This window comes from Pseudomonas sp. CAN1 (assembly GCF_030462585.1).
Classification (GTDB): Bacteria; Pseudomonadota; Gammaproteobacteria; order Pseudomonadales; family Pseudomonadaceae; genus Pseudomonas.
Window position 1 is genome coordinate 18,125 of the sequence record NZ_JASMRU010000006.1, and the last position, 19,912, is coordinate 38,036.

General features: G+C 63.5%; 22 protein-coding genes and 2 tRNA genes. 15 read left to right on the top strand and 9 right to left on the bottom strand.

All coding sequences use genetic code 11. The features are described 5' to 3' along the window. Window positions 1–76, top strand: a tRNA-Lys gene (locus tag QO207_RS10515). A 157-nt stretch (window positions 77–233) separates the two neighbouring features. Beyond that, window positions 234–1,292, top strand: a complete 1,059-nt coding sequence (gene nadA / locus QO207_RS10520) for a quinolinate synthase NadA (protein WP_301532377.1) — start codon at window positions 234–236, stop codon at window positions 1,290–1,292. A gap of 61 nt (window positions 1,293–1,353) precedes the next feature. Here the strand turns inward: nadA and QO207_RS10525 are convergent, their stop codons facing one another. Further along, a complete protein-coding gene (locus QO207_RS10525; protein ID WP_301532378.1) occupies window positions 1,354–2,790 on the bottom strand; it encodes a M48 family metalloprotease in 1,437 nt (478 codons plus the stop codon). A gap of 227 nt (window positions 2,791–3,017) precedes the next feature. Between QO207_RS10525 and QO207_RS10530 the strand changes: the two genes are divergently transcribed. Both QO207_RS10530 and QO207_RS10535 read left to right on the top strand, forming a co-directional pair. Further along, window positions 3,018–3,269 carry a sulfurtransferase TusA family protein gene (locus tag QO207_RS10530; protein ID WP_301532379.1) on the top strand — a complete coding sequence of 84 codons (252 nt, stop codon included), beginning with the start codon at window positions 3,018–3,020 and terminating at the stop codon, window positions 3,267–3,269. A 53-nt stretch (window positions 3,270–3,322) separates the two neighbouring features. Next, a complete protein-coding gene (locus QO207_RS10535; protein WP_301532380.1) occupies window positions 3,323–4,402 on the top strand; it encodes an AI-2E family transporter in 1,080 nt (359 codons plus the stop codon). Window positions 4,403–4,453: 51 nt separating this feature from the next. On the opposite strand, the gene QO207_RS10540 is transcribed toward QO207_RS10535, so the two are convergent. Together QO207_RS10540 and QO207_RS10545 are read right to left on the bottom strand one after the other, a co-directional pair. Then, window positions 4,454–4,924, bottom strand: a complete 471-nt coding sequence (locus tag QO207_RS10540; RefSeq protein ID WP_301532381.1) for a peroxiredoxin — start codon at window positions 4,922–4,924, stop codon at window positions 4,454–4,456. A gap of 25 nt (window positions 4,925–4,949) precedes the next feature. Then, window positions 4,950–5,507: a glycine cleavage system protein R gene (locus QO207_RS10545; protein WP_301532382.1), complete on the bottom strand. Its 558-nt coding sequence runs from the start codon at window positions 5,505–5,507 to the stop codon at window positions 4,950–4,952. A gap of 170 nt (window positions 5,508–5,677) precedes the next feature. Between QO207_RS10545 and dapA the strand changes: the two genes are divergently transcribed. From dapA to QO207_RS10575, 6 genes are all read left to right on the top strand, one after another. Further along, window positions 5,678–6,556: a 4-hydroxy-tetrahydrodipicolinate synthase gene (gene dapA / locus QO207_RS10550; RefSeq protein ID WP_301532383.1), complete on the top strand. Its 879-nt coding sequence runs from the start codon at window positions 5,678–5,680 to the stop codon at window positions 6,554–6,556. Window positions 6,557–6,568: 12 nt separating this feature from the next. Further along, complete coding sequence (gene bamC / locus QO207_RS10555; protein WP_301532384.1) at window positions 6,569–7,759, top strand: outer membrane protein assembly factor BamC; 1,191 nt, start codon at window positions 6,569–6,571, stop codon at window positions 7,757–7,759. After that, window positions 7,698–8,456 (top strand): MBL fold metallo-hydrolase, encoded by a 759-nt coding sequence (locus QO207_RS10560; protein ID WP_301532385.1) that lies wholly within the window; start codon window positions 7,698–7,700, stop codon window positions 8,454–8,456. Before bamC ends, QO207_RS10560 begins: the two co-directional genes overlap by 62 nt. A gap of 29 nt (window positions 8,457–8,485) precedes the next feature. After that, window positions 8,486–9,196, top strand: coding sequence for a phosphoribosylaminoimidazolesuccinocarboxamide synthase (gene purC / locus QO207_RS10565; protein ID WP_301532386.1), 711 nt, complete (start codon window positions 8,486–8,488; stop codon window positions 9,194–9,196). Window positions 9,197–9,291: 95 nt separating this feature from the next. Further along, window positions 9,292–9,381, top strand: a tRNA-Ser gene (locus QO207_RS10570). A gap of 602 nt (window positions 9,382–9,983) precedes the next feature. Next, window positions 9,984–10,958: a phytanoyl-CoA dioxygenase family protein gene (locus QO207_RS10575; protein WP_301532387.1), complete on the top strand. Its 975-nt coding sequence runs from the start codon at window positions 9,984–9,986 to the stop codon at window positions 10,956–10,958. A 440-nt stretch (window positions 10,959–11,398) separates the two neighbouring features. Here QO207_RS10575 and QO207_RS10580 read toward each other — a convergent pair whose 3' ends face one another. From QO207_RS10580 to QO207_RS10590, 3 genes are all read right to left on the bottom strand, one after another. After that, window positions 11,399–11,764, bottom strand: a complete 366-nt coding sequence (locus QO207_RS10580; protein ID WP_301532388.1) for a hypothetical protein — start codon at window positions 11,762–11,764, stop codon at window positions 11,399–11,401. Window positions 11,765–11,864: 100 nt separating this feature from the next. Continuing rightward, window positions 11,865–12,212 carry a carboxymuconolactone decarboxylase family protein gene (locus QO207_RS10585; RefSeq protein WP_017522075.1) on the bottom strand — a complete coding sequence of 116 codons (348 nt, stop codon included), beginning with the start codon at window positions 12,210–12,212 and terminating at the stop codon, window positions 11,865–11,867. Window positions 12,213–12,343: 131 nt separating this feature from the next. Continuing rightward, the gene (locus QO207_RS10590; protein ID WP_301532389.1) at window positions 12,344–12,826 is read right to left on the bottom strand and encodes a GreA/GreB family elongation factor; all 483 of its coding nucleotides are present in this window, start codon (window positions 12,824–12,826) and stop codon (window positions 12,344–12,346) included. Between the two features lie 125 nt (window positions 12,827–12,951). On the opposite strand from QO207_RS10590, the gene QO207_RS10595 reads away from it, so the two are divergent. Then, window positions 12,952–13,383, top strand: a complete 432-nt coding sequence (locus QO207_RS10595) for a hypothetical protein (protein WP_301532390.1) — start codon at window positions 12,952–12,954, stop codon at window positions 13,381–13,383. Here the strand turns inward: QO207_RS10595 and QO207_RS10600 are convergent, their stop codons facing one another. Next, window positions 13,384–13,830 (bottom strand): RcnB family protein, encoded by a 447-nt coding sequence (locus QO207_RS10600; protein ID WP_301532391.1) that lies wholly within the window; start codon window positions 13,828–13,830, stop codon window positions 13,384–13,386. Between the two features lie 254 nt (window positions 13,831–14,084). Between QO207_RS10600 and QO207_RS10605 the strand changes: the two genes are divergently transcribed. From QO207_RS10605 to rmuC, 4 genes are all read left to right on the top strand, one after another. After that, window positions 14,085–14,453, top strand: coding sequence for an antitoxin Xre/MbcA/ParS toxin-binding domain-containing protein (locus tag QO207_RS10605; RefSeq protein ID WP_301532392.1), 369 nt, complete (start codon window positions 14,085–14,087; stop codon window positions 14,451–14,453). After that, the gene (locus tag QO207_RS10610) at window positions 14,454–15,221 is read left to right on the top strand and encodes an RES family NAD+ phosphorylase (RefSeq protein ID WP_301532393.1); all 768 of its coding nucleotides are present in this window, start codon (window positions 14,454–14,456) and stop codon (window positions 15,219–15,221) included. A 77-nt stretch (window positions 15,222–15,298) separates the two neighbouring features. After that, on the top strand, window positions 15,299–15,508 hold the full coding sequence (locus tag QO207_RS10615; protein ID WP_301532394.1) for a hypothetical protein: 210 nt from the start codon (window positions 15,299–15,301) through the stop codon (window positions 15,506–15,508). 570 nt (window positions 15,509–16,078) lie between these two features. After that, window positions 16,079–17,443: a DNA recombination protein RmuC gene (gene rmuC, locus QO207_RS10620; RefSeq protein WP_301532618.1), complete on the top strand. Its 1,365-nt coding sequence runs from the start codon at window positions 16,079–16,081 to the stop codon at window positions 17,441–17,443. A 135-nt stretch (window positions 17,444–17,578) separates the two neighbouring features. Here the strand turns inward: rmuC and QO207_RS10625 are convergent, their stop codons facing one another. Continuing rightward, on the bottom strand, window positions 17,579–18,925 hold the full coding sequence (locus QO207_RS10625; protein WP_301532395.1) for an FAD-binding oxidoreductase: 1,347 nt from the start codon (window positions 18,923–18,925) through the stop codon (window positions 17,579–17,581). Between the two features lie 89 nt (window positions 18,926–19,014). Then, complete coding sequence (locus tag QO207_RS10630; RefSeq protein ID WP_301532396.1) at window positions 19,015–19,905, bottom strand: metal-dependent hydrolase; 891 nt, start codon at window positions 19,903–19,905, stop codon at window positions 19,015–19,017. Between the last annotated feature and the right edge of the window lie 7 nt (window positions 19,906–19,912).

Sequence of the window (19,912 nt, forward strand, 5' to 3'; positions counted from 1 at the left end):
GGGTCGTTAGCTCAGTCGGTAGAGCAGTTGGCTTTTAACCAATTGGTCGTAGGTTCGAATCCCACACGACCCACCAACATGTAAGACAAAAGCCCCGTGATCGAAAGGTCACGGGGCTTTTGCCATGTGCCGGAAAAAGTCCGCCGTACGGCTGCTGACGCCGCATCGTCTGAAGGATTGGGGTGGTAATATCGCCGGCATAATCAGACCGTGCCTGTTGAGGTTTCCACACGATGTCCCAGATTTCCGAACGCCTGCTGGTCCAGGCCCATCTGGCGGCGAAGCAGCCGCGGGTGCTGAGCGCGCAGGAAGAGGCCGACTATCGTGCGGCCATTGCCGCCGAGCTGAAGGCGCAGAACGCCGTGCTCGTCGCGCACTACTACTGTGACCCGGTGATCCAGGCGCTGGCCGAGGAAACCGGTGGCTGCGTTTCCGACTCGCTGGAGATGGCCCGCTTCGGCAACCAGCATTCGGCGCAGACCGTGGTGGTGGCCGGTGTCCGCTTCATGGGCGAGACCGCAAAGATCCTCAATCCGGAAAAGCGCGTGCTGATGCCGACCCTGGAGGCGACCTGCTCGCTGGACCTGGGCTGCCCGGTGGAAGAGTTCTCCGCCTTCTGCGACAAGCATCCCGAGCGCACCGTGGTGGTCTACGCGAACACTTCGGCGGCGGTGAAGGCGCGTGCCGACTGGGTGGTGACCTCCAGCTGCGCGGTGGAAATCGTCGAACACCTGATGGACAACGGTGAGCCGATTCTCTGGGCGCCGGACCAGCACCTGGGCCGCTACATCCAGCGCGAGACCGGTGCCGACATGCTGCTCTGGGACGGCGCCTGCATCGTCCATGAGGAGTTCAAGGCCAAGCAGCTGGAAGACCTCAAGGCGCTCTACCCGGACGCCGCTATCCTGGTGCACCCGGAGTCGCCGGAAGCGGTGGTGGACCTGGCCGACGCCGTTGGTTCCACCAGCCAACTGATCAAGGCCGCGCAGACGATGCCGAACAAGCGCTTCATCGTCGCCACCGACCGCGGCATCTTCTACAAGATGCAGCAGCTGTGCCCGGACAAGGAATTCATCGAGGCGCCCACCGCCGGCAACGGCGCGGCCTGCCGCAGTTGCGCGCATTGCCCGTGGATGGCCATGAACACCCTGGAACGCACCCTGGCGTGCCTGAAGGAAGGCTCGGGCGAAATTTTCGTCGACCCGGCACTTATCCCCAAGGCAATCAAGCCGCTCAAGCGCATGCTTGACTTCACCCAGGCGGCGAAGCTGAAGCTGGCGGGCAATGCCTGACAGACAGGCTGAATGAAAAAGCCCGGCAAATGCCGGGCTTTTTCATGGGAGGCGGAAAGGCTCAGCGACCCATCATTTCCTTCAGGATGCGCTCCTGGTCGCGGAACTCCTGCTGGCGGGCGTCCAGGCGCGCGGCCAGGGTGAAGTTGCCGCCGGCGCGGCGCTTGGCGAAGTCCAGCTGCTCGATGGCGTGCTTGTAGTCGCCGGTGAGGGCGTCGTACTCCGCGCGGGACTGGTAGACGCCGATGGCGTTGCCGCTGAGGGTGCAGGCATCGGCCAGGCGGTTCCACACGTCCGGGTCCAGCGGGCGGCGCTGGGACAGCTTGAACAGCGTCTTCTCGGCGTCGGCGGCGCGGTTGGTCTTCATCATCAGGTCGGCCTGCGCCTGGATCAGCGGGTAGCTGTCCGGGTACTGGCCGAGCATCTTCTGCACTCGCGCCTGGGCGTCGGGGAGCTTGTTGGCTGTGATATCCAGGTCGACCATCGCCAGGTTGTAGCTGATGTCGTTGGGCGCCTTGGCGAGCAGCTGCTGGAGGTTGCTGCGGGCCTCGTTGAGCTGGCCGATCTTGGTCTGCGAGAGCACCAGGCCGTAGCGCGCGGCGTCGTTCTTCGGGTCTTCGTCGAGCTGCGCGCGGAACTGCTTGCTGGCCATGCCCGGGGTGTCTTCGAACATCTGCTGGACGCGGGCGCGCATCAGTTCGTAGCGCAGCGAGTCTTCCTTGCCGCCCTGCGGATACTGCTCCGCGCGGTTGCGGGTGTCGGCGATACGCGATTCGGTGACCGGGTGGGTCAGCAGGAATTCCGGCGGCTTGCCTTCGTAGCGGTACTGGCGGGCCAGACGCTCGAACATGTTGGGCATGGAGCGCGGGTCGTAGCCGGCGCGAACCATGGTGGCGACGCCGACGCGGTCGGCTTCCTGCTCGTTCTGCCGGGAGAAGCGCAGCTGGTTCTGGATCGCTGCGGCCTGGGTGCCGGCAATCGCGGCGATACCGGCGTCACCGGCACCAGCAGCAGCGGCGACGATGCCGGCGAGCATGGCGGCCATCACCGGCAGCTGCATGCGCTGCTGCGCCTCGATGCCGCGGGCGAAGTGGCGTTGGCTCAGGTGGCCCAGTTCGTGTGCCAGTACGGCGATGTATTCGCCTTCGGTCTGCGCATAGATGAACAGGCCGCCGTTGACGCCGACCACGCCGCCGGGGGCGGCGAAGGCGTTGATCTGCTTGTCGCGGATCAGGATGAAGGCCAGGCGGTGGTCCTGCAGTTCGCTGGACTCGGCCAGGCGATAGACGCTGGACTCGACGTAGTCCTTGAGCTGCGGATCGTTGAGCGTGTCGACCTGGTTGCGCAGCATGCTCAGCCAGGCGCGGCCGAGCTGGAACTCCTGCTCCGGCGAGACAATGGACGAGCTCGCATCGCCCAGGGACGGCAAGTCGTCCGCCAGGGCCGGAGCGGCGAGGGCGACAGCGAGCGACAGCAGGGCGGGGCGGAGTACTTTCATGTACAGGAGGCTCGTTCCGAGAAAGGCTCTACTTTAGCCGCACGTAATTGCCTATGCCTAGTTTGTGGGGAGGAAGTGCGGCGCAATTCGAATCGGATCTTTTCCGATTCGAAGTCCTTTTATGCCCGAAAGCTGACGGCTCGATTAATGAACCCGGTCCCGTGCGGGCCTGGTTACTTTTCCAGCGCTTTCGGTATTCTTGTGCGCCCTTCCCGGAGTTCGTTTCGATGTCCGATTCCACGCCGTCCGTCCCCGCTTGTGACGCGGAGCTGGACGCCAGCGGTCTCAATTGTCCGCTGCCGCTGCTCAAGGCCAAGCTCGAGCTCAATCGCCTGCCCAGCGGTGCGGTGCTCAAGGTGGTCGCCACCGACGCCGGCTCCCAGCGGGACTTCCGCGTTTTCGCCGATCTCGCCGGGCACTCGCTGCTGCATGAAGAGGTCGAAGGCGGCGTCTATCGCTACTGGCTGCGCAAGAAGTAGCCCCTGATTCCGGGCGACCGCGACGTCGCCCCTTTCGTTTCGCAGGTTCATTGATGCTCAAGGTTTTGCAGGACTGGATGCAGCGCTACTTCTCCGACGAGGAGGCAATAGTGCTGGCGGTCATTCTCGGGCTGGGATTCACCGTCATCCTGGCCTTCGGCGGGATGCTCGCGCCGGTGCTGGCGGCGATGGTCATCGCCTTTCTGATCCAGGGCATGGTCGGTGTGCTGGAACGCCTGCGCGTGCCGCACCTGTTCTCGGTGTGGCTGGTGTATTCGCTGTTCCTTGGCCTGCTTGCGGTGTTCCTGCTGGTGCTGGTGCCGCTGTTGTGGAAGCAGCTGTTCACCCTGTTCAACGAGCTGCCCGGCATGCTTGGCGAGTGGCAGGCGACGCTGCTGATGCTGCCCGAGCGCTACCCGGACATGGTCACCGAGGAGCAGGTGCTGCACACCGTCGAGGCGGCGCGCAGCGAGCTTGGCCAGCTCGGCCAGTGGGCGCTGACCTTCTCTCTGTCGGGTCTGCCGGTGGTGGTCAACATCATGATCTACCTGGTGCTGGTGCCGATCCTGGTGTTCTTCTTCCTCAAGGACCGCCGCCGTTTCTACCACTGGTTCCGCCGCTACTTGCCGCGCGAGCGCGGGCTGATGAAGCAGGTGTGGAACGAGATGAACCAGCAGATCGCCAACTACATCCGCGGCAAGGTCATCGAGATCTTCATTACCGGCGTAACGACCTACATCGCCTTCGCGGTGCTGGGGCTGAACTACGCCGCGCTGCTGGCGCTGCTGGTCGGCCTGTCGGTGGTGGTGCCCTACATCGGCGCGGTGGTGGTCACGGTGCCGGTGGCGATGATCGCGCTGTTCCAGTGGGGCTGGAGCGACCAGTTCATCTACCTGATGGCTGCCCATGCGATCATCCAGGCGCTGGATGGCAACGTGCTGGTGCCGCTGCTGTTCTCCGAAGCAGTGAACCTGCACCCGGTGGCGATCATCTGCGCGGTGCTGCTGTTCGGCGGGCTGTGGGGCTTCTGGGGGGTGTTCTTCGCCATCCCGCTGGCAACCCTGGTGAAGGCCGTGCTGGATGCCTGGCCGCGGCAGTCGTCGGTGGAGCCGCAAGTCAGTCCGATGATGTAAAAGAAAAAGGCCGCTGATCAGCGGCCTTTTTCATGGGGCTGACTCAGCGGCTCACTTGTTCAGCTCTTGAGCTGCAGCCAATACGGCATCCACATGACCGGGCACCTTCACCCCACGCCATTCCTGGCGCAGTACGCCCTTGGCGTCGATCAGGAAGGTGCTGCGGTCCACGCCCATGTATTCCTTGCCGTAGAGCTTCTTTAGCTTGATCACGTCGAACAGCTGGCAGACGGCTTCGTCCTTGTCGCTGATCAGTTCGAAGGGGAAGCACTGCTTGGCCTTGAAGTTCTCGTGGGACTTGATGCCGTCGCGGGACACGCCGAACACCAGGGTGTTGGCCTTGGCGAAGTCCTCGATCCTGTCGCGGAAGCCCTGGCCTTCGGTGGTGCAGCCGGGGGTGCTGTCCTTGGGATAGAAGTACAGGACGACCTGCTTGCCCTTGAGCTCGGACAGGCGGAATTCGACGCCGCTGGTGGCCGGTGCCTGGAAATCGGCGACGGGTTTGTTCAGTTCGACTGCCATGGGGATTTTCTCCTTGTGCGCATCCTTACGGATGCTGCGGACGCCAGGGTTCGATCAGCGCGTCCAGATTCAGTGCGTCGGCGAAGTCGAGGAACTGATCGCGCAGCCAGCTGATCTGGGTGCCGGCCGGCAGGGTCACGGTGAGCGTGGCGTTGAGCATGCTGGTGTTGGTGTGCGGCGCCTGGTAGGTGTCGCAGGTGAGGTTCTCCAGCTCGATGTTGTGGTCGATGAAGAACTGGCACAGCTCGTTGAGGATGTCCGGCCGATAGACGGCGCTGACGTAAGCCACGTAGGGCAGGGCCTGGGCGCGGGTGACGTGGACATTGCTGCGGGTGACGCTGAGCGTGAAGCCGTGGCGCTTGGCCAGCGGCGTCAGGCCGCCTTCGAGGCGGGCCAGGGCATCCCAGCTGCCGGAGACCTGCAGGATCAGTGCGCTGAACTCGCCGTGGCGGGTCAGGCGGCTGCTCACCACCGAGCAACGGTTGTCGATGCAGGTGCGGCACAGCACGCTGGTCAGCTCCATCGGGTTCGGGCCCAGAGCGCTGATCAGGAGGAATTGTTCGCGAGGGTGAGTGGTGGACATGCAGCTTTCCTGGGAGGGGCGGCCAAGCGGGCCGCTCGACAAAGGGGAAAGGGTAGCGAAAAGCGCCGATGAGGGGAATGTCTGGCCGCTCGCGGGTCGATGCGTCACCTTGTGCGTGGCCGGTGGCGACAGTACCATTACGGCTTTCTTTTTCCGGCAGGAGCGGTTGCATGATTGCGGGCAGTATGGTGGCGCTGGTCACCCCCTTCGATGCTCAGGGTCGACTGGATTGGGACAGCCTCGCCAAGCTGGTGGACTTCCACCTGCAGGAAGGCACCAACGCCATCGTAGCGGTCGGCACCACAGGTGAATCGGCCACTCTGGACGTGAACGAACACCTGGAAGTGATCCGTCGCGTGGTCGACCAGGTCAAAGGCCGCATCCCGGTCATCGCCGGTACCGGCGCCAACTCCACCCGCGAAGCGGTCGAGCTGACCGAGGCTGCCAAGTCCGGCGGCGCGGACGCGTGCCTGCTGGTGACCCCGTACTACAACAAGCCGACCCAGGAAGGCCTGTACCAGCACTTCCGCCATATCGCCGAAGCCGTGGCCATCCCGCAGATCCTCTACAACGTGCCGGGCCGTACCGCCTGCGACATGCTGCCGGAGACCGTCGAGCGCCTGTCCAAGGTGCCGAACATCGTCGGCATCAAGGAAGCCACCGGCGACCTGCAGCGCGGCAAGGAAGTACTCGACCGCGTCGGCAAGGACTTCCTCGTCTACTCCGGTGACGACGCCACCGCCGTCGAGCTGATGCTGATGGGCGGCAAGGGCAACATCTCGGTGACCGCCAACGTCGCCCCGCGCGCCATGAGCGACCTCTGCGCCGCCGCCATGCGTGGCGATGCCGCTGCCGCTCGCGCGATCAACGATCGCCTGATGCCGCTGCACAAGACCCTGTTCATCGAATCCAACCCCATCCCGGTCAAGTTCGCCCTCCATGAAATGGGGCTGATTCCCGAAGGCATTCGTCTGCCCCTGACCTGGCTCAGCCCGCGTTGCCACGAACCGCTGCGTCAGGCCATGCGCCAGACCGGCATCCTGGCTTAAGGAACCCCTCGCATGAAGCGACTGGCAGGACTGACTGCGCTCGCCCTGGTTATCGGCAACACCTCCGGCTGCGGCTGGCTGTGGGGCCCGGAAGGCTATTTCCGTGACCGTGGTGATGATTATCTGAACGCCCGCGAAACCGCACCGATGAAGGTGCCCGAAGGTCTGCAGAGCAAGCCGCTCGATCCGCTGCTGCCGATCCCGATGAACGTCGCCACCAGCACCGAAAAGGAAGGCGAGTTCGAGGTACCGCGCCCGCAACCCCTGACCGGCGCCGGCGAAGTCAGCGACTTCAGTCTGCAGAAGAGCGGCGACAGCCGTTGGCTGGTCGCCCAGCGTCCGCCGGCGGAAGTCTGGCCGGTCGCCCACCAGTTCTTCCAGGACAACGGCTTCTCGATCACCAACGAGCGTCCGCAGACTGGCGAATTCAGCACCAACTGGCAGCCGCTGTCGCAGCTCTCCGCGCCCCTGGCGCGTCGTCTGAGCAGCCGAGTATCGGGCGTCGAGCCTGACAGCGAAGCGCGCGTTCGCGTGCGCATCGAGCCGGGCGTGCAGACCAACACCAGTGAAGTCTACGTGCTGAGCGAAACCCGCCCGGCCGGCAGCACTGCCAGCGCCGACTGGCCGACCAAGCCGGTCGTGCCGAGCCTGGACGCCGCGCTGCTCGACGAGATGCTCGCGAACATGGCCACCAGCGCCGAGAAGGGCGGTTCGGTGTCCCTGCTCGCCGCCCACTCCGACTACGACACCCCCGGTGCCGTACAGCTGAACAAGGACGGCAGCGGCAACCCGGTACTCACCGTGGATTCCGACTTCGACCGCGCCTGGGTCAGCGTCGGCCGTGCCCTGGACCGTGCCGACATCCGCGTCGACGACCTCAACCGCAGCCTGGGCGTGTACTACGTCAACATCGCCGAAGGCGCGAAGAAAAAGGACGAAGACAAGCCGGGCTTCTTCAGCCGCCTGTTCGGCGGTGGCGAGAAGACCAAGGAAGAAGAGGACGCCAAGGCCCAGCGCTACCAGGTTCGCCTGACCAGCGTGAGCAACACCGTCCAGATCACCGTCGACAAAGACATCAACACCTCCGCGCCGGCCGACGTCGCGCAGAGCGTGCTGGAAAAACTCCAGGAGAGTATGCGGAATGCACTTCGCGGTCCTGGGGAGCGGAAGCCGGGGCAATTCGGCCTTGGTGAGCAGTTCTGACACCCGGATACTGATCGATTGCGGCTTTCCGCTGCGTGAAACCATCCGCCGTCTGGCGCGCCTGGGCGTGGAGCCCGGGCAGCTGGACGCGGTACTGGTCACGCACGAGCACTCCGATCACATCAACGGCGTTGAACTGCTTGCCCGTCACCATCGGATACCCGTGTACCTCAGCGCCGGCACCCTGCAGGGAATGCGCAAGCCGGTGACTCCGGCGGGGCTGCTCAAATGCGGCGACCGCCTGGAACTGAAAGACCTGGAAGTCACTGCGGTGAGCGTCTCCCACGATGCGCGGGAACCCCTGCAGTACGTGTTTTCCGATGGCCGGAAGCGCTTTGGCCAGCTCACCGATCTGGGGGCCGCCACGGCGCAGGTGCTGGAATGCTATCGTGGCCTCGACGCTCTGATCGTCGAGGCGAATCACGATACCGACATGCTGGCCCGCGGTCCGTATCCCTACCCACTCAAGGTTCGCGTAGGCGGCCAGTGGGGACATTTGAACAACCGGCAGGCCGCCGAACTGGTGGCCCAGCTGGGCTGGGAACGCCTGCAGCACCTGGTGCTGGCGCATCTCAGCGAAAAGAACAACTCGCCGCAGCTGGCCCGGCAAAGCTTCGTCGACACCCTCGGGTGCGACCCGGACTGGCTGCAGGTAGCCGATCAGCATTCTGGACTCGACTGGCGCACCATCGCCTGAGCCCACCCCCTAAGCAAGCGGAGCCCATCATGGAAAAACGCGAAGAACTCTATCGCGGCAAGGCCAAGTCGGTTTACACCACCGATGACGCCGACCGCCTCGTCCTGCTGTTCCGCAACGACACCTCGGCGTTCGACGGCAAGCGCATCGAGCAGCTCGATCGCAAGGGCATGGTGAACAACAAGTTCAACGCCTTCATCATGCAGAAGCTCGAAGCCGCCGGCATCCCCACCCAGTTCGACGCCCTGCTGTCGGACAACGAAGTGCTGGTCAAGAAGCTCGCCATGATCCCGGTCGAGTGCGTCGTGCGTAACTACGCCGCCGGCAGCCTGGTACGCCGCCTGGGCGTGGAAGAGGGCCTGCAGCTCACTCCGCCGACCTTCGAACTGTTCCTGAAGAACGACGCCCTGGGCGACCCGTTCATCAACGAATCCCACGTCCAGGCCTTCGGCTGGGCGACTCTGGAGCAACTGGCCGAAATGAAGGCCTACTCCTTCAAGGTCAACGAAGTGCTGAACAAGCTGTTCGACGACGCCGGCCTGCTGCTGGTGGACTTCAAGCTCGAGTTCGGCGTGTTCCACGGCAAGATCGTTCTCGGCGACGAATTCAGCCCGGACGGCTGCCGCCTGTGGGACAAAGAGACTCGCAAGAAGATGGACAAGGACCGCTTCCGCCAGGGCCTGGGCGACGTCATCGAAGCCTACGAAGAAGTGGCCCACCGCCTTGGCGTGCCGCTCTGATCCGACCAGTGCACGCAAGCGCCTGATACCACGCGAAAAAATCCGAAAACAAAGCTTCGCGTTCGGACTTCAAGCTGGTATCATGCGCGCCGCACGGAGAGATGCCGGAGTGGCCGAACGGGACGGATTCGAAATCCGTTGAACTGGCAACAGTTCCTAGGGTTCAAATCCCTATCTCTCCGCCATTACATATGGCCGAAGCCCCTGAAATTCCTAGAGTTTCAGGGGCTTTGTCTTTTCTGCGTGCTGAAAATCCCCGTCCTGCGCTACGTCACCCGCAATATCCATCCAATTTTGCCTGATTTCCCTGCGTGGGACTCCCGTTGTGTGTCTGCTGTTAGAGCGAGCACGGCGCGTCGATGATGTTCTCCTTGCTCCAGCTTTCTACCAAGCGATTTGCCGCTCCTGCGGGGGCTTCTGGCTATGAAGTCTGGCGCCGGTTTGTCGTGTCTTGGCGTTTTCATAAGAGGTATGGGGGCAGTAGTGACAGCTTGCGCTGTCCGGTCAGTGCCTTGTCACTGTCTCGTTATCCGGAAGAGGCGCAGACATTGCCTGTAGGAGAGAGTAGTAGGCCGAAGAATCCCGCTAATGTTGAGGACGTGCCTATGATGGAGAGAGCGCCGTACGCGGTGACGAATGGGCGAGCATGAGGGGTTGGCGGGCAGAAGAATAGCACGACAGATTCTTCGTCGATGCCTCCATCTTGTGGTAAAACGTGCGGTGGCTGCCGGGCCCAAGGAAAGGCTGCCTCTGCAGTTATTAGAATCTATCGTGCTAGGAGATATGTATGTCGTTTGACACCTTTGAGGAGGCGCTGCAGAAGATCTCTGCATTGCAGCATGAGCCTGGCCAAAGCTTGAACTGGAAATCCGTTGCTAATCATACTGCTTGGTTTGATAGGCCGGATGCGCTTCAGCATGTAGCAGACAAGGAAAAGAGTGGCGAAGTCTCCTATGAAGATGCCAGGGCCCTGGAGAAGTGGGTTTCCGACGGGTATATCGTCATAGAAGGTGCCGTTCCAGACGTGGATGTTGATGAGGTGAATAGCTTTATCGACAACCTGCTGATCACCGATGTTGCAAACGAGAATATCACTCTTCTTGGTTATACTCTTGACAAGGAGAAAGGCGGTGCTGCTGTTCCGCATAGGGATTTGGTCGCATTGTCGCCTGAGCAGCGCCAGGAAAATGCACGACTCTCTCCATGGCGAATCCACGAACTGTGGACTCAATGTGACGCCGCGAGTCGCATCTATAAGAATGAGCGCCTGAATAATATGGCTTCGCTCATTTTTGATAGAGCTTCTTATCCTCGCTCTACCATTAATTTCTATCTTGGAAGCCAGCAGGAACTGCATCAAGATATGGCTGTTTTCCATGTTTATCCGGGAAACTATCTGATCGGTGCCTGGGTGGCGCTCGAGGATATTTCAGCTGAGAGTGGGCCTTTGAGGTTTGCTCCGGGAACGCATACATCTGTGCAATATCCTGGCTTTGAAAATCACCCGCAAGCCAATCTTCGTACTTGCAATCTCGATGAGTATTCAGGTTATTACAAATTTACCAATGATGAGGCGGGTAAGGCCGGGGTAAAACAGTTCATTGCCAAGAAAGGGGATGTACTGCTTTGGCACGGAATGCTGGTGCACGGTGGGAGCCCTGTGATCAACCCTGAGCTGACGCGCAAGTCGATGGTGATTCACTATCTGGTAGACGGCGTTGATCAGACTGACAAGATAGCCGGCCCGTTTAACTGGGGCTGAAATCGAACTGCCTGCGTAGTTCTTCCGCTTACTAAAGCGTAGAGACGAAAGTGCGGGACTTCTTGCAGACACTGCAGGAAAGTCCCGCAGCTGGTATCAATCGGTTGGTCACTTAGCTTGCAAATAATCCAGTAGCCCTGCGTTGCCTGATCGAGTCTGTACACTGCCGCCGGATTCGCAGGGGGCGAGCAGGCCGTTATGTCTGCTTTCTCGAATTTGATTCTATCGCAGCAAAAGTGGGTGCCGTGCGAAAAGGCATATCCCTTCCGGTGGGGCTCAATCGGCTGTGTATTTTTATTCCAGATATCCCAAGGCCTGTTTGCTCTTTTGGGGTGATAGATTGTCGAGAGGCCGGTATTGAGCGCACGCTCCCTGTCGTTGATGGAGCTTGTTCGTTGGCGTCCAGCCCCTCTGCACTCCAAAGTTTCTTCCAGCGCCCCTCACCCGCAATACCCATCCATCTTCGCCTGATTCCCCTGCGTGGGATTGGCCTGGTACTGCTGTCGCCAGAACTGGCACGGCGCGCTGTTGAAGCGCTTTTCCTGCTCCGCTTTCTCGATCTGACGATTCTGCTGCTCCTGCGTGGCCTGCTGGCGCTGGAGGTATTGCTGGAACATTTCTTCGTTGCTTCGGGGCGGCGGGGGAGGGGCAGGAGTTGTCGTAGGCGCTGAAGATAGGCGCGCGGATAGCGCGGATGGCATATCAGGCCATACCAGCCAGGCGGTAGCGGCGACGGCCAGGCTGCCGAGCCAGATGCCGGCGGCGATGGCGAAGGTGAGTTTCCAGAAGCTGATGGGTTGGGACATGGGCGCAGGCTTTGGTTGGCTGAGCCCCACTGATAACCCATCGGCCTGTCGAGGGAAAGGGGCAGGCCCGCGACGCCGGGCTGGCGTCGCGGGCAAAGGCTTACTTCGGTGCGGCAGCCGACTCGTAGGCTTCGAGGGCGCGCAGGGAGTAGATATAGGCGGCGCCGGCATTCAGGGAGATGGCGGTGGCCAGGGTCTGGGCGATCTCGGCTTCGGTGGCACCGGCCTTGCGTGCGGCTTCGGCGTGGACGCCGATGCAGCCGTCGCAGCGGGTAGTGATGGCCACAGCGATGGCGATCAGCTCGCGGGTCTTGGCGTCCAGGGCGTCGCCGTCAGCGGCGGCAGCTTCCAGGGCCTGGTAGGCGGCGATCATCTTCGGGTGTTTCTTGCCCAGGGCGCCGAAGGCTTTTTTCACGGCGGGGACGTATTCGGACCAGTTGAACAGCATGATGCTTCTCCTTGAGGCCGGGAGGGGTTGGGTGTGGCCTTGAAGCTTAGTCTGCGTCAGCCGGTGCGCCGGGTATTGTCTGTTCCGCTCAGCTTTTTCATCGATGCGCTCGAATGCGCGAGTGTCGGTGCTCAATAGACTTCGAGGATTTCGTAGCGCTGGCGGGCGCTGCCGCTGCCCACTTCGACTTCGTCGCCGGGCTGGCGCTGCAGCAGGGCACTGCCCAGTGGGGCGCGAGTGGTGATGACGAGGATCTCGATCTCGTCGTACTGCACCTTGAGGCCGGCGCCGTCGGGGCCGAGGAAGACCCAGCGCTGCTGGTCCTGCCCGTTGACCAGTTGCACAAGGGCGCTGGTCTGGATGCCTTGTTCCTCGTCGAAGTCGCGCAATTGCAGGTTCTCGAACAGCGACAGCGCCTGGCGGATTTCCTCTACGCGGCGCGACTGGCCGGCGGCGAGGTAGGCCGCTTCCAGGCCGAGGGTGTCGTACTTGTTCTCGGCGACGTTCTCTTCGTGGGTCGCGGTTTCGTGGGCCGTGCGGGCGGCGCGCACGGCGACGTCGAGGTCTTCGGCGAGACGCGAGAGGATCAGTTGGTGGGCGCGTTTCTTGTCCATGGCGACTGGGGCTGGTAGCAAAGGCGCCTATCCTAGGGCCTTTGCTCAGGGCTGCGAAGGTGCTTTCAAGATTTTCCCGCGGCGGCCGATAGAACGGCTGAATTCCCGGAAAAAGGACCTCGGGCATGAGCCTTTCGATTACCTCGGCGAACCAGGCGTTCGCCAGCCAGCTGCGCGTCGTCAGTGACGCCAACACCAAGACTGAAAGCGCCGATGACAGCGCCAGCAGTACCGACAGCCCGCGCCTGCAGGCCGGTGATACTGCGTCCAGTGGCAAGACCAAGAGCTCTGGCAGCTCCGGCAACACGACCATCGATCAGTTGCAGAAGCGCCTGAAGGAATTGCAGAAACAGTTGCAGCAGGAGCAGCGTGAGCTGGCCGAAGCTCAGCAGCGCCGCTATTCCTCGGATGCCGAGCGGACCGCGACCCTGATGGCGATTCAGAGCCGCATCGGCACCACCAGCGCTGCCATGCAGCAGACCGCCGCTGCGCTGGCCGCGGCGATCCGCAAGGCGGGTGGTAGCGGCGCCGGCTCCATGGTCAGCGCCACCGCCTGATCAATAGCCGGAAAGGATATTGACGATCAGCCCGCTGGCGATGGCGACCAGGATGTAGTCGCCGTTGACGTACAGCCAGCGATGATCACGCGGCGGGGCATAAAGATGACGCGCCTGCCAATCGGTGACCCAGTAGCGGTCGCCACGGTAGGCCGGCTCCACCATCACGCCACGGCGCCAGTCGCGATGCGGCACCGGCATGCCCGCTTGCGGGCGGAAGTGCGGGTCGCGGTAGTAGTGCGGATCAGCATGCCCCGGGTGGTACTGTTGCTGGCGCCCGCCCTGTTGGTATTGCTGCTGCGGCTGTTGCCGTTGCTGCTGTTGCTGCGGGCCACGGTTGTCCTGGTGGTAGCCGCCGTTGTCCGGGCCGGGGCCGGGTTGGGCGAAACTGGCCAGGGGGCTGCCGAGCGTCAGGGCGGCACAGAGCAGAGCGACGGACTTCTTCATGGTGTTCTCCTGCGCATCCGGCGATGCCGGTGCGGAATTCCTGCTTTCATCTCCCGGGCAATCCGGGTACTTCATGAGACCGCAACGGCGCGTCAATCAATGCCAAGGCTAAGTAAAGGTCTGGTAAAGAGTTTTTCCGCTTTGTCAGCATTCAGATACATGCCCTGGAAGCACGCCAGAGTCAGCAGCTTCCTTTGTGTGAGTGCAGCATTTGATGGTATGTTTGCAGCAAATGCACTGACAGGAGTTTCGCCATGAGCGCGCTGCTGAAGGAAAACCCCGCCGCCGATGCGGTCCTCGCCAAGGCGGTGCTGAATGCCCGTGAACACCTGGCAATGACCCAGCAGGAGCTGGCCGCCATCGTCGGCGTGGACCGCAGCGCGGTGAGCCGCTGGAAGCAGAATGGCCTGCGCGTGGACAGCAAGACCGGCGAGCTCGCCCTGCTGCTGGTGCGCATCTACCGCGCGCTGTTCGCGCTGTTCGGCGGCAACCTGGAGGACATGCGGCATTTCCTGCGCACCGAGAACCGTCACCTGGGCGCCACGCCGCTGCAGTTGATGGAGCAGGTGCAGGGGCTGGTCGCGGTGGTCGAGTATCTCGACGCCATCCGGGGCAAGGTCTGAATGTCGTTTGCAGCCGGCGCCCATCTCTGGGCGAACTACGAGGATGTCGTCATCGCCCCGATTCGTGGGCGGCTGGTGCGGCTGGTGGAAAGCCAGGGCCAGGTGGCGACCCTGCAACTGGTGGACACGCTGGAAGAGCAGGCGCTGCTGGAGGAGTTGCTGGAAACCAGCAAGCCACGCATGCCGCCGCCGGCCGAGCCGCTGCACTATCTATTGAAGACGCCGTTCCGCTATCCGCCGTTGCGCTGGGGCTCGCGCTTTGGCCGCCGGCATGAGCCGAGCCTGTTCTACGGCGCGCTGAAGCTGGAAACGGCCATGGCGGAGTCGGCGTTCTACCGCTTCGTGCTGTGGGAAGGCATGAGCGAGCCACCGCCCAGCGGCAGAATCCTGTCCGAGCACGCCTCGTTCGAGGCGCGCTTCCAGGTGCAGAAGGGTGTGCGCCTGCAATTGCCGCCATTCCGCGAGCACGAGGGGGAACTCTGCAATCCTTCGGACTACAGCGTCTGCCAGGGGCTGGGCAGCGCCATGCGCGAGGCGGGCATCGAGGCCTTCGAGTATCGCTCGGCACGTTGCCAGCAAGGCGGTACCAACGTCGCGCTGTTCGCGCCCTCGGCCTTCACCGAGAAGCGTCCGCGCAACCTGATGCCCTGGCTGTGCGAGACCACTGCCGAGTATGTGGCCTTCAAGCACGCCCAGGTGCCGGACAGCCCGCGCCTCTATCGCCGCGAGCAATACCTGCTGGACGGCAGGCTGCCGTATCCGGCCTGACCGTTCATCGTTTCGCCATCTACGCGTCACGATGGCCGGTGTATGTTGCTGGATGGCCAAGCAGGGAGCGCCAGACCATGGATATACGGATAGCCGTCCATCCCAGCGACAGTCGTCGCTGGCGCGTGTACCTCAACCAGTTCTTCTACGACTGCAGCAGTCGCAGCGCGGCCGAGCGTGTCTATGCGCGGGTCTGTGCTGCTGAGCAGGAAGCTACCGCACTGCGCAGCCCACCGCGGATCATCCGGCCGCTGCGCATCGAGCGGCGGCGGGTGCAGATCGCGTGATTGTCCACAGGCCGTTGCGCTGGAGGATGGAGCTTCCGGGGCGAGGTTGACCTCGTTGGATAGCGGCCACCTGTGAGAATTCTTCTTATCCACTGCCCTGAAACGGGGCGGTCGGCTCCTGCACGGCGCGCACTTGTGCACAATGCTGATGCGACCTGTCAAGTCCCTGCAACATTGCATTTGGCCAGCCCTGGAAATTCCTTGCGTTTTTTAACTTATTGAAAAATAAAGGAAATTTTCATTGGTGAAAAAATCACCAATCTGTCATGCGGCCCCAGATCACTGGGGGTAGGGACTGTTTTAAGCAAGTTCTCCACTGAGTTATCCACAGCTTCTGTGGATTGTACCGAGCACTTGCTCTGGAGCCTTGTCCCAGGGCCTTTGCAAGTGACAAGACGTCTCAATGCCAGCCGCTGGTAGTATGTCGCGATCGAATTTCTGCCCTCGGAGTCCTGCATGCCCCTCGATCTGACCGCCCTGCTCATAGGTGCGCTTGCCGGATTGCTGCCCATGGCGGCGCTCGCCTGGCGCCTGCAGGCGCGCAGGGTGGAGGTGGAACAGGAGGCAACCCTGCTACGCGAGCGCCTGGCCACCGCGCAGTTGGCCCAGGACGGGCTGTCCGCCCAGGCCGAGGCCGACCGGGATGCCTTCCAGCGGCTGAGTGGCCGCCACGGCGAGCTCTCCGCCGAAGCAGCTGCGCTTCGCCGCGAAGTCGAACTGGGCAAGGACGAGCGCGCGCGCCTGGGCAACGCCGAGCAGGATTGGCAGGCCGAACGCGCCGATAAGGAAGTCGAACTGCGCCGACTCTCCGCCGAGCACGCGGCGCTGTCCGCCGAACTGCGTGAGCAGCAGGAGAACCACCAGCAGCGTCTGGGCGATCTGCAATCGGCGAAGGATGATCTGCGTGCCCAGTTTGCCGAGCTGGCCGGGAAGATCTTCGACGAGCGCGAGCAGCGCTTTGCCGAATCCAGCCAGCAGCGCCTCGGGCAGTTGCTCGACCCGCTGAAGGAGCGCATCCAGTCCTTCGAGAAGCGCGTGGAGGAGAGCTACCAGGCCGAGGCTCGCGAGCGCTTCTCGCTGACGAAAGAGCTGGAGCGCCTGCAGCAGCTGAACCTGCGCCTGGGCGAGGAAGCCACCAACCTGACCCGTGCGCTGAAGGGCCAGAAGACCCAGGGCAACTGGGGCGAACTGGTGCTTGAGCGGGTTCTGGAACATGCCGGCCTGGAGAAGGGCCGCGAGTACGAAACCCAGGTCAGCCTGCGTGCGCCGGACGGCGAGCGCTTCCAGCCTGACGTGCTGATCCGCCTGCCCGGCGACAAGCAGGTGGTGGTGGACGCCAAGGTCAGCCTCACCGCCTACCAGCAGTTCATTGCCGCCGATGACGAGGTGATCCGCCAGCAGGCGCTGAAGGCCCACGTGCTGTCGTTGCGCAGCCATGTGAAGGGCTTGTCCGACAAGGATTACCGCCGCCTCGAAGGCTTGCACAGCCTCGACTTCGTGCTGCTGTTCATGCCCATCGAAGCGGCCTTCTCGGCGGCGCTGCAGGCCGAGCCGAACCTGTTCCAGGAGGCCTTCGAGCGCAACATCGTGATCGTCAGCCCGACCACCCTGCTGGCGACCCTGCGGGTGATCGACAGCCTGTGGCGTCAGGAGCGGCAGAACCAGAACGCCCGCGAGATCGCCGAGCGCGCCGGGGCGCTGTACGACAAGTTCGTGCTCTTCGTGCAGGACCTGGACGAGATGGGCACCCGCCTGCAACAGCTGGACAAGACCTACGCGGCGGCGCGCAACAAGCTCTGCGAGGGGCGCGGCAACCTGATCAGCCGCGCCGAGCAGGTGAAGCTGCTCGGTGCTCGGGCCAGCAAGAACCTGCCGACCGAGTGGCTGGAGCGGGCGCTGAGCGATGATTCGCCGGTGGTGGAAGAGGGCGAATAGCACGAGCCCGAGAGTGACCTTGTAGGAGCGAGCTTGCTCGCGAACAGAGCCAGCAGGTTGCATTAACGTTTCCGGGAAGTGCGGGTTCGCGAGCAAGAACTAGGCGTCCCCCTCGCTCCTACAGAAAGCTGATCCTCAGAACAGCGAATAGGGCTTGCCCGCCGTCCCATCGGCGAAGCGCCGCAGGCGGAAGGCGTGCAGGTCCATTCCGGGGGCGCCCTGGTGAATCCACTGGCTCATCAACTGGCCGACGATAGGGCCCATGGCGAAGCCGTGGCCACAGAAGCCGGTGGCGATCAGCAGGCCGGGGACTTCCGGCGGAGCGTCGAGCACGGGGATGCCGTCGGGCAGCACGTCGATCAGGCCGGCCCAGCTTTCCACCACCTTCACCTCACGCAGCGCCGGGAATGCCCTGGCGAGGTTGCTCTGCGCCTGGAACACGCGCGAGGTGTTGGCCTTCACCTGCGGATCGCGCTCGCCGAGCACCGGGCCGTTCACGCTGCGTTCCGAGCCGGGCAGGCGCTGGCGCAGGTCGTGGAACAGCGCGCCGTTGAGCTTGAAGGAGAAGCCCGCGCGGTGCTCCGGCAGGTGCGGCAGGTAGTGTTTCGCGCCGCGCAGGTAATCGAGGTTGAGGTCGATATCGGCCTGGGTTTCGTCGGCGAGGTTGATGCTGCCGTCGGCGCGCTGGCGGAAGCCGATGCCGTGCCCGATGAAGCTCTGCGCGCCGACATCCGGGCCAGGACTGGTGCGCGAGACGGTGCAGCGCACCGCCTGTTGCGGCAACGTCAGCCCGAGGCTCTGCACCAGGCGCCAACTGCTGGCTCCGGCGCACACCAGCAGTTGCCGGGTCTTCACATAGCCGCGCTCGGTCTGCACGCCGCAGATGGCGCCGGCGGCGCGGTCGATGCCGGTGACGCCGCAGCCTTCGACGAACACCGCGCCGCGTTCGATGGCGCGCAGTGCGTAACCCGGAGCAACCCGACGCGGCTCGGCCTGGCCGTCGTTGGCGGTGTAGAGGGCGCCAAGTGCAGGGTCGCTCAGCGCCGGCATCAGCTGCGCGACTTCTGCGCGGCTGAGTAGGCGGGTGTCGAGGCCGAAGTTGGCGGCGACTTTCAGCCAGTCTTCGTACTTGCGCTGCTGCTCCGGCGTCTCGGCCAGGTACAGGCAGCCGCCCTGGCGCCATTCCAGCGGCAGTTGCAGCTGTTCTTCAAGCCGTTCCCACAACGGGATCGCCGCCATCATCAGCGGCACTTCCGCTGGGTCGCGGGCCTGCTGGCGGACGAAGCCCCAGGCGCGGGTGGACTGCTGGCTGGCGAGGCCGGCCTTGTCCAGCACCAGCACGCTCAGGCCGAGGCCGGCGAGCTGCCAGGCGGTGGCGCAACCCATGATGCCGCTGCCGGCGATGACCACGTCCACCTGCTCGGGCAGGCGCTCCACGCGGGCGGCAAGGGCGGGGTGGAGCGGGTAGGTTCCCATCGGCATACGGCGGCATCCCTGAATCGAGTAACGGATGCCGCAGTATGCGATCGGCGCGCGCCGCGCATCCACTGCGCGGGCGCGCCGGCAGGCCTTCAAGAGGCGCGTGCGGCCCTGCTGGCGGCCGGCGAGCGGGCCAGGTAGTCCAGTGCTTCCTGGGTGTTGGCCTCGTGGTCGGGGTGGTACCAGGGCTTGAAGTAGCGCAGGAAACTGGTGGCCACCGAACTGATCTTCGGCAGCACGCCGGTCTTCGAGCCATCGCGCCAGATCGCCGCGAAGGAGCGTGGCTGGGCGATGCTCGGGTCCTGCCGCGACAAGGTGCGAGTGCCGAAGGCGAACAGGTAGATGATCAGCGGCCAGACCACGAACATCCACAGCTGGCGGCTGACGAAGGTGCCGCCCAGGTGCACGTGCAGGTCGTGGGCGACGTTGCGGTGCTCCACCTCTTCGGCGCCGTGCCAGCGGAACAGGTCGAGCAGTACCGGGTCGGCCTTGGCGCGGTCCAGCGCGTCGGCTTCGAGAATCCATTTGCCGAGCACGCAGGTGAAGTGCTCCACCGCCGCGACGATGGCGCAACGCTGGCCGATCCACCAGCGCTTGAGCCAGGCCGTGCGGTTGAACAGGGTGAGGCCCAGCGGCGTGTCGCTGAGCAGTTGTTCGAACAGGTAGTCCATGACCTTGAGATAACGCGTCGAGTCGATGCCGTGGTGGCTCAGGTAGCGTTCCAGCGCGCCATTGTGGGCGCGGGCGTGCATCGCTTCCTGGCGGATGAAGCCCTGCACGTCGTCGCGCAGGCGGCCGTCCTTCACGAAGGGCAGGGCCTTGTTGTACAGCCGGCAGAACCACAGCTCGCCGGCCGGCAGCATCATGTGGATGACGTTGACCACGTGCGAAGCCTCGGGCTCGCCGGGAATCCAGTGCAGGGGCGAGTCGGTGTAATCGAACTGCACCTTGCGTTGCACCAGCTTGTGATGAGGGTCGTTCATGGGAGTT

Coding starts and splice junctions, on each gene's coding strand:
- QO207_RS10605 (WP_301532392.1), top strand. CDS start 14,085: ATGAGCGCGCTGCTGAAGGAAAACCCCGCCGCCGATGCGGTCCTCGCC.
- purC (WP_301532386.1), top strand. CDS start 8,486: ATGGAAAAACGCGAAGAACTCTATCGCGGCAAGGCCAAGTCGGTTTAC.
- QO207_RS10585 (WP_017522075.1), bottom strand. CDS start 12,212: ATGCTGTTCAACTGGTCCGAATACGTCCCCGCCGTGAAAAAAGCCTTC.
- QO207_RS10590 (WP_301532389.1), bottom strand. CDS start 12,826: ATGGACAAGAAACGCGCCCACCAACTGATCCTCTCGCGTCTCGCCGAA.
- nadA (WP_301532377.1), top strand. CDS start 234: ATGTCCCAGATTTCCGAACGCCTGCTGGTCCAGGCCCATCTGGCGGCG.
- QO207_RS10615 (WP_301532394.1), top strand. CDS start 15,299: ATGGATATACGGATAGCCGTCCATCCCAGCGACAGTCGTCGCTGGCGC.
- QO207_RS10625 (WP_301532395.1), bottom strand. CDS start 18,925: ATGCCGATGGGAACCTACCCGCTCCACCCCGCCCTTGCCGCCCGCGTG.
- QO207_RS10575 (WP_301532387.1), top strand. CDS start 9,984: ATGTCGTTTGACACCTTTGAGGAGGCGCTGCAGAAGATCTCTGCATTG.
- QO207_RS10545 (WP_301532382.1), bottom strand. CDS start 5,507: ATGTCCACCACTCACCCTCGCGAACAATTCCTCCTGATCAGCGCTCTG.
- bamC (WP_301532384.1), top strand. CDS start 6,569: ATGAAGCGACTGGCAGGACTGACTGCGCTCGCCCTGGTTATCGGCAAC.
- QO207_RS10610 (WP_301532393.1), top strand. CDS start 14,454: ATGTCGTTTGCAGCCGGCGCCCATCTCTGGGCGAACTACGAGGATGTC.
- QO207_RS10560 (WP_301532385.1), top strand. CDS start 7,698: ATGCACTTCGCGGTCCTGGGGAGCGGAAGCCGGGGCAATTCGGCCTTG.
- QO207_RS10595 (WP_301532390.1), top strand. CDS start 12,952: ATGAGCCTTTCGATTACCTCGGCGAACCAGGCGTTCGCCAGCCAGCTG.
- dapA (WP_301532383.1), top strand. CDS start 5,678: ATGATTGCGGGCAGTATGGTGGCGCTGGTCACCCCCTTCGATGCTCAG.
- QO207_RS10530 (WP_301532379.1), top strand. CDS start 3,018: ATGTCCGATTCCACGCCGTCCGTCCCCGCTTGTGACGCGGAGCTGGAC.
- QO207_RS10535 (WP_301532380.1), top strand. CDS start 3,323: ATGCTCAAGGTTTTGCAGGACTGGATGCAGCGCTACTTCTCCGACGAG.
- QO207_RS10580 (WP_301532388.1), bottom strand. CDS start 11,764: ATGTCCCAACCCATCAGCTTCTGGAAACTCACCTTCGCCATCGCCGCC.
- QO207_RS10600 (WP_301532391.1), bottom strand. CDS start 13,830: ATGAAGAAGTCCGTCGCTCTGCTCTGTGCCGCCCTGACGCTCGGCAGC.
- QO207_RS10525 (WP_301532378.1), bottom strand. CDS start 2,790: ATGAAAGTACTCCGCCCCGCCCTGCTGTCGCTCGCTGTCGCCCTCGCC.
- QO207_RS10540 (WP_301532381.1), bottom strand. CDS start 4,924: ATGGCAGTCGAACTGAACAAACCCGTCGCCGATTTCCAGGCACCGGCC.
- QO207_RS10630 (WP_301532396.1), bottom strand. CDS start 19,905: ATGAACGACCCTCATCACAAGCTGGTGCAACGCAAGGTGCAGTTCGAT.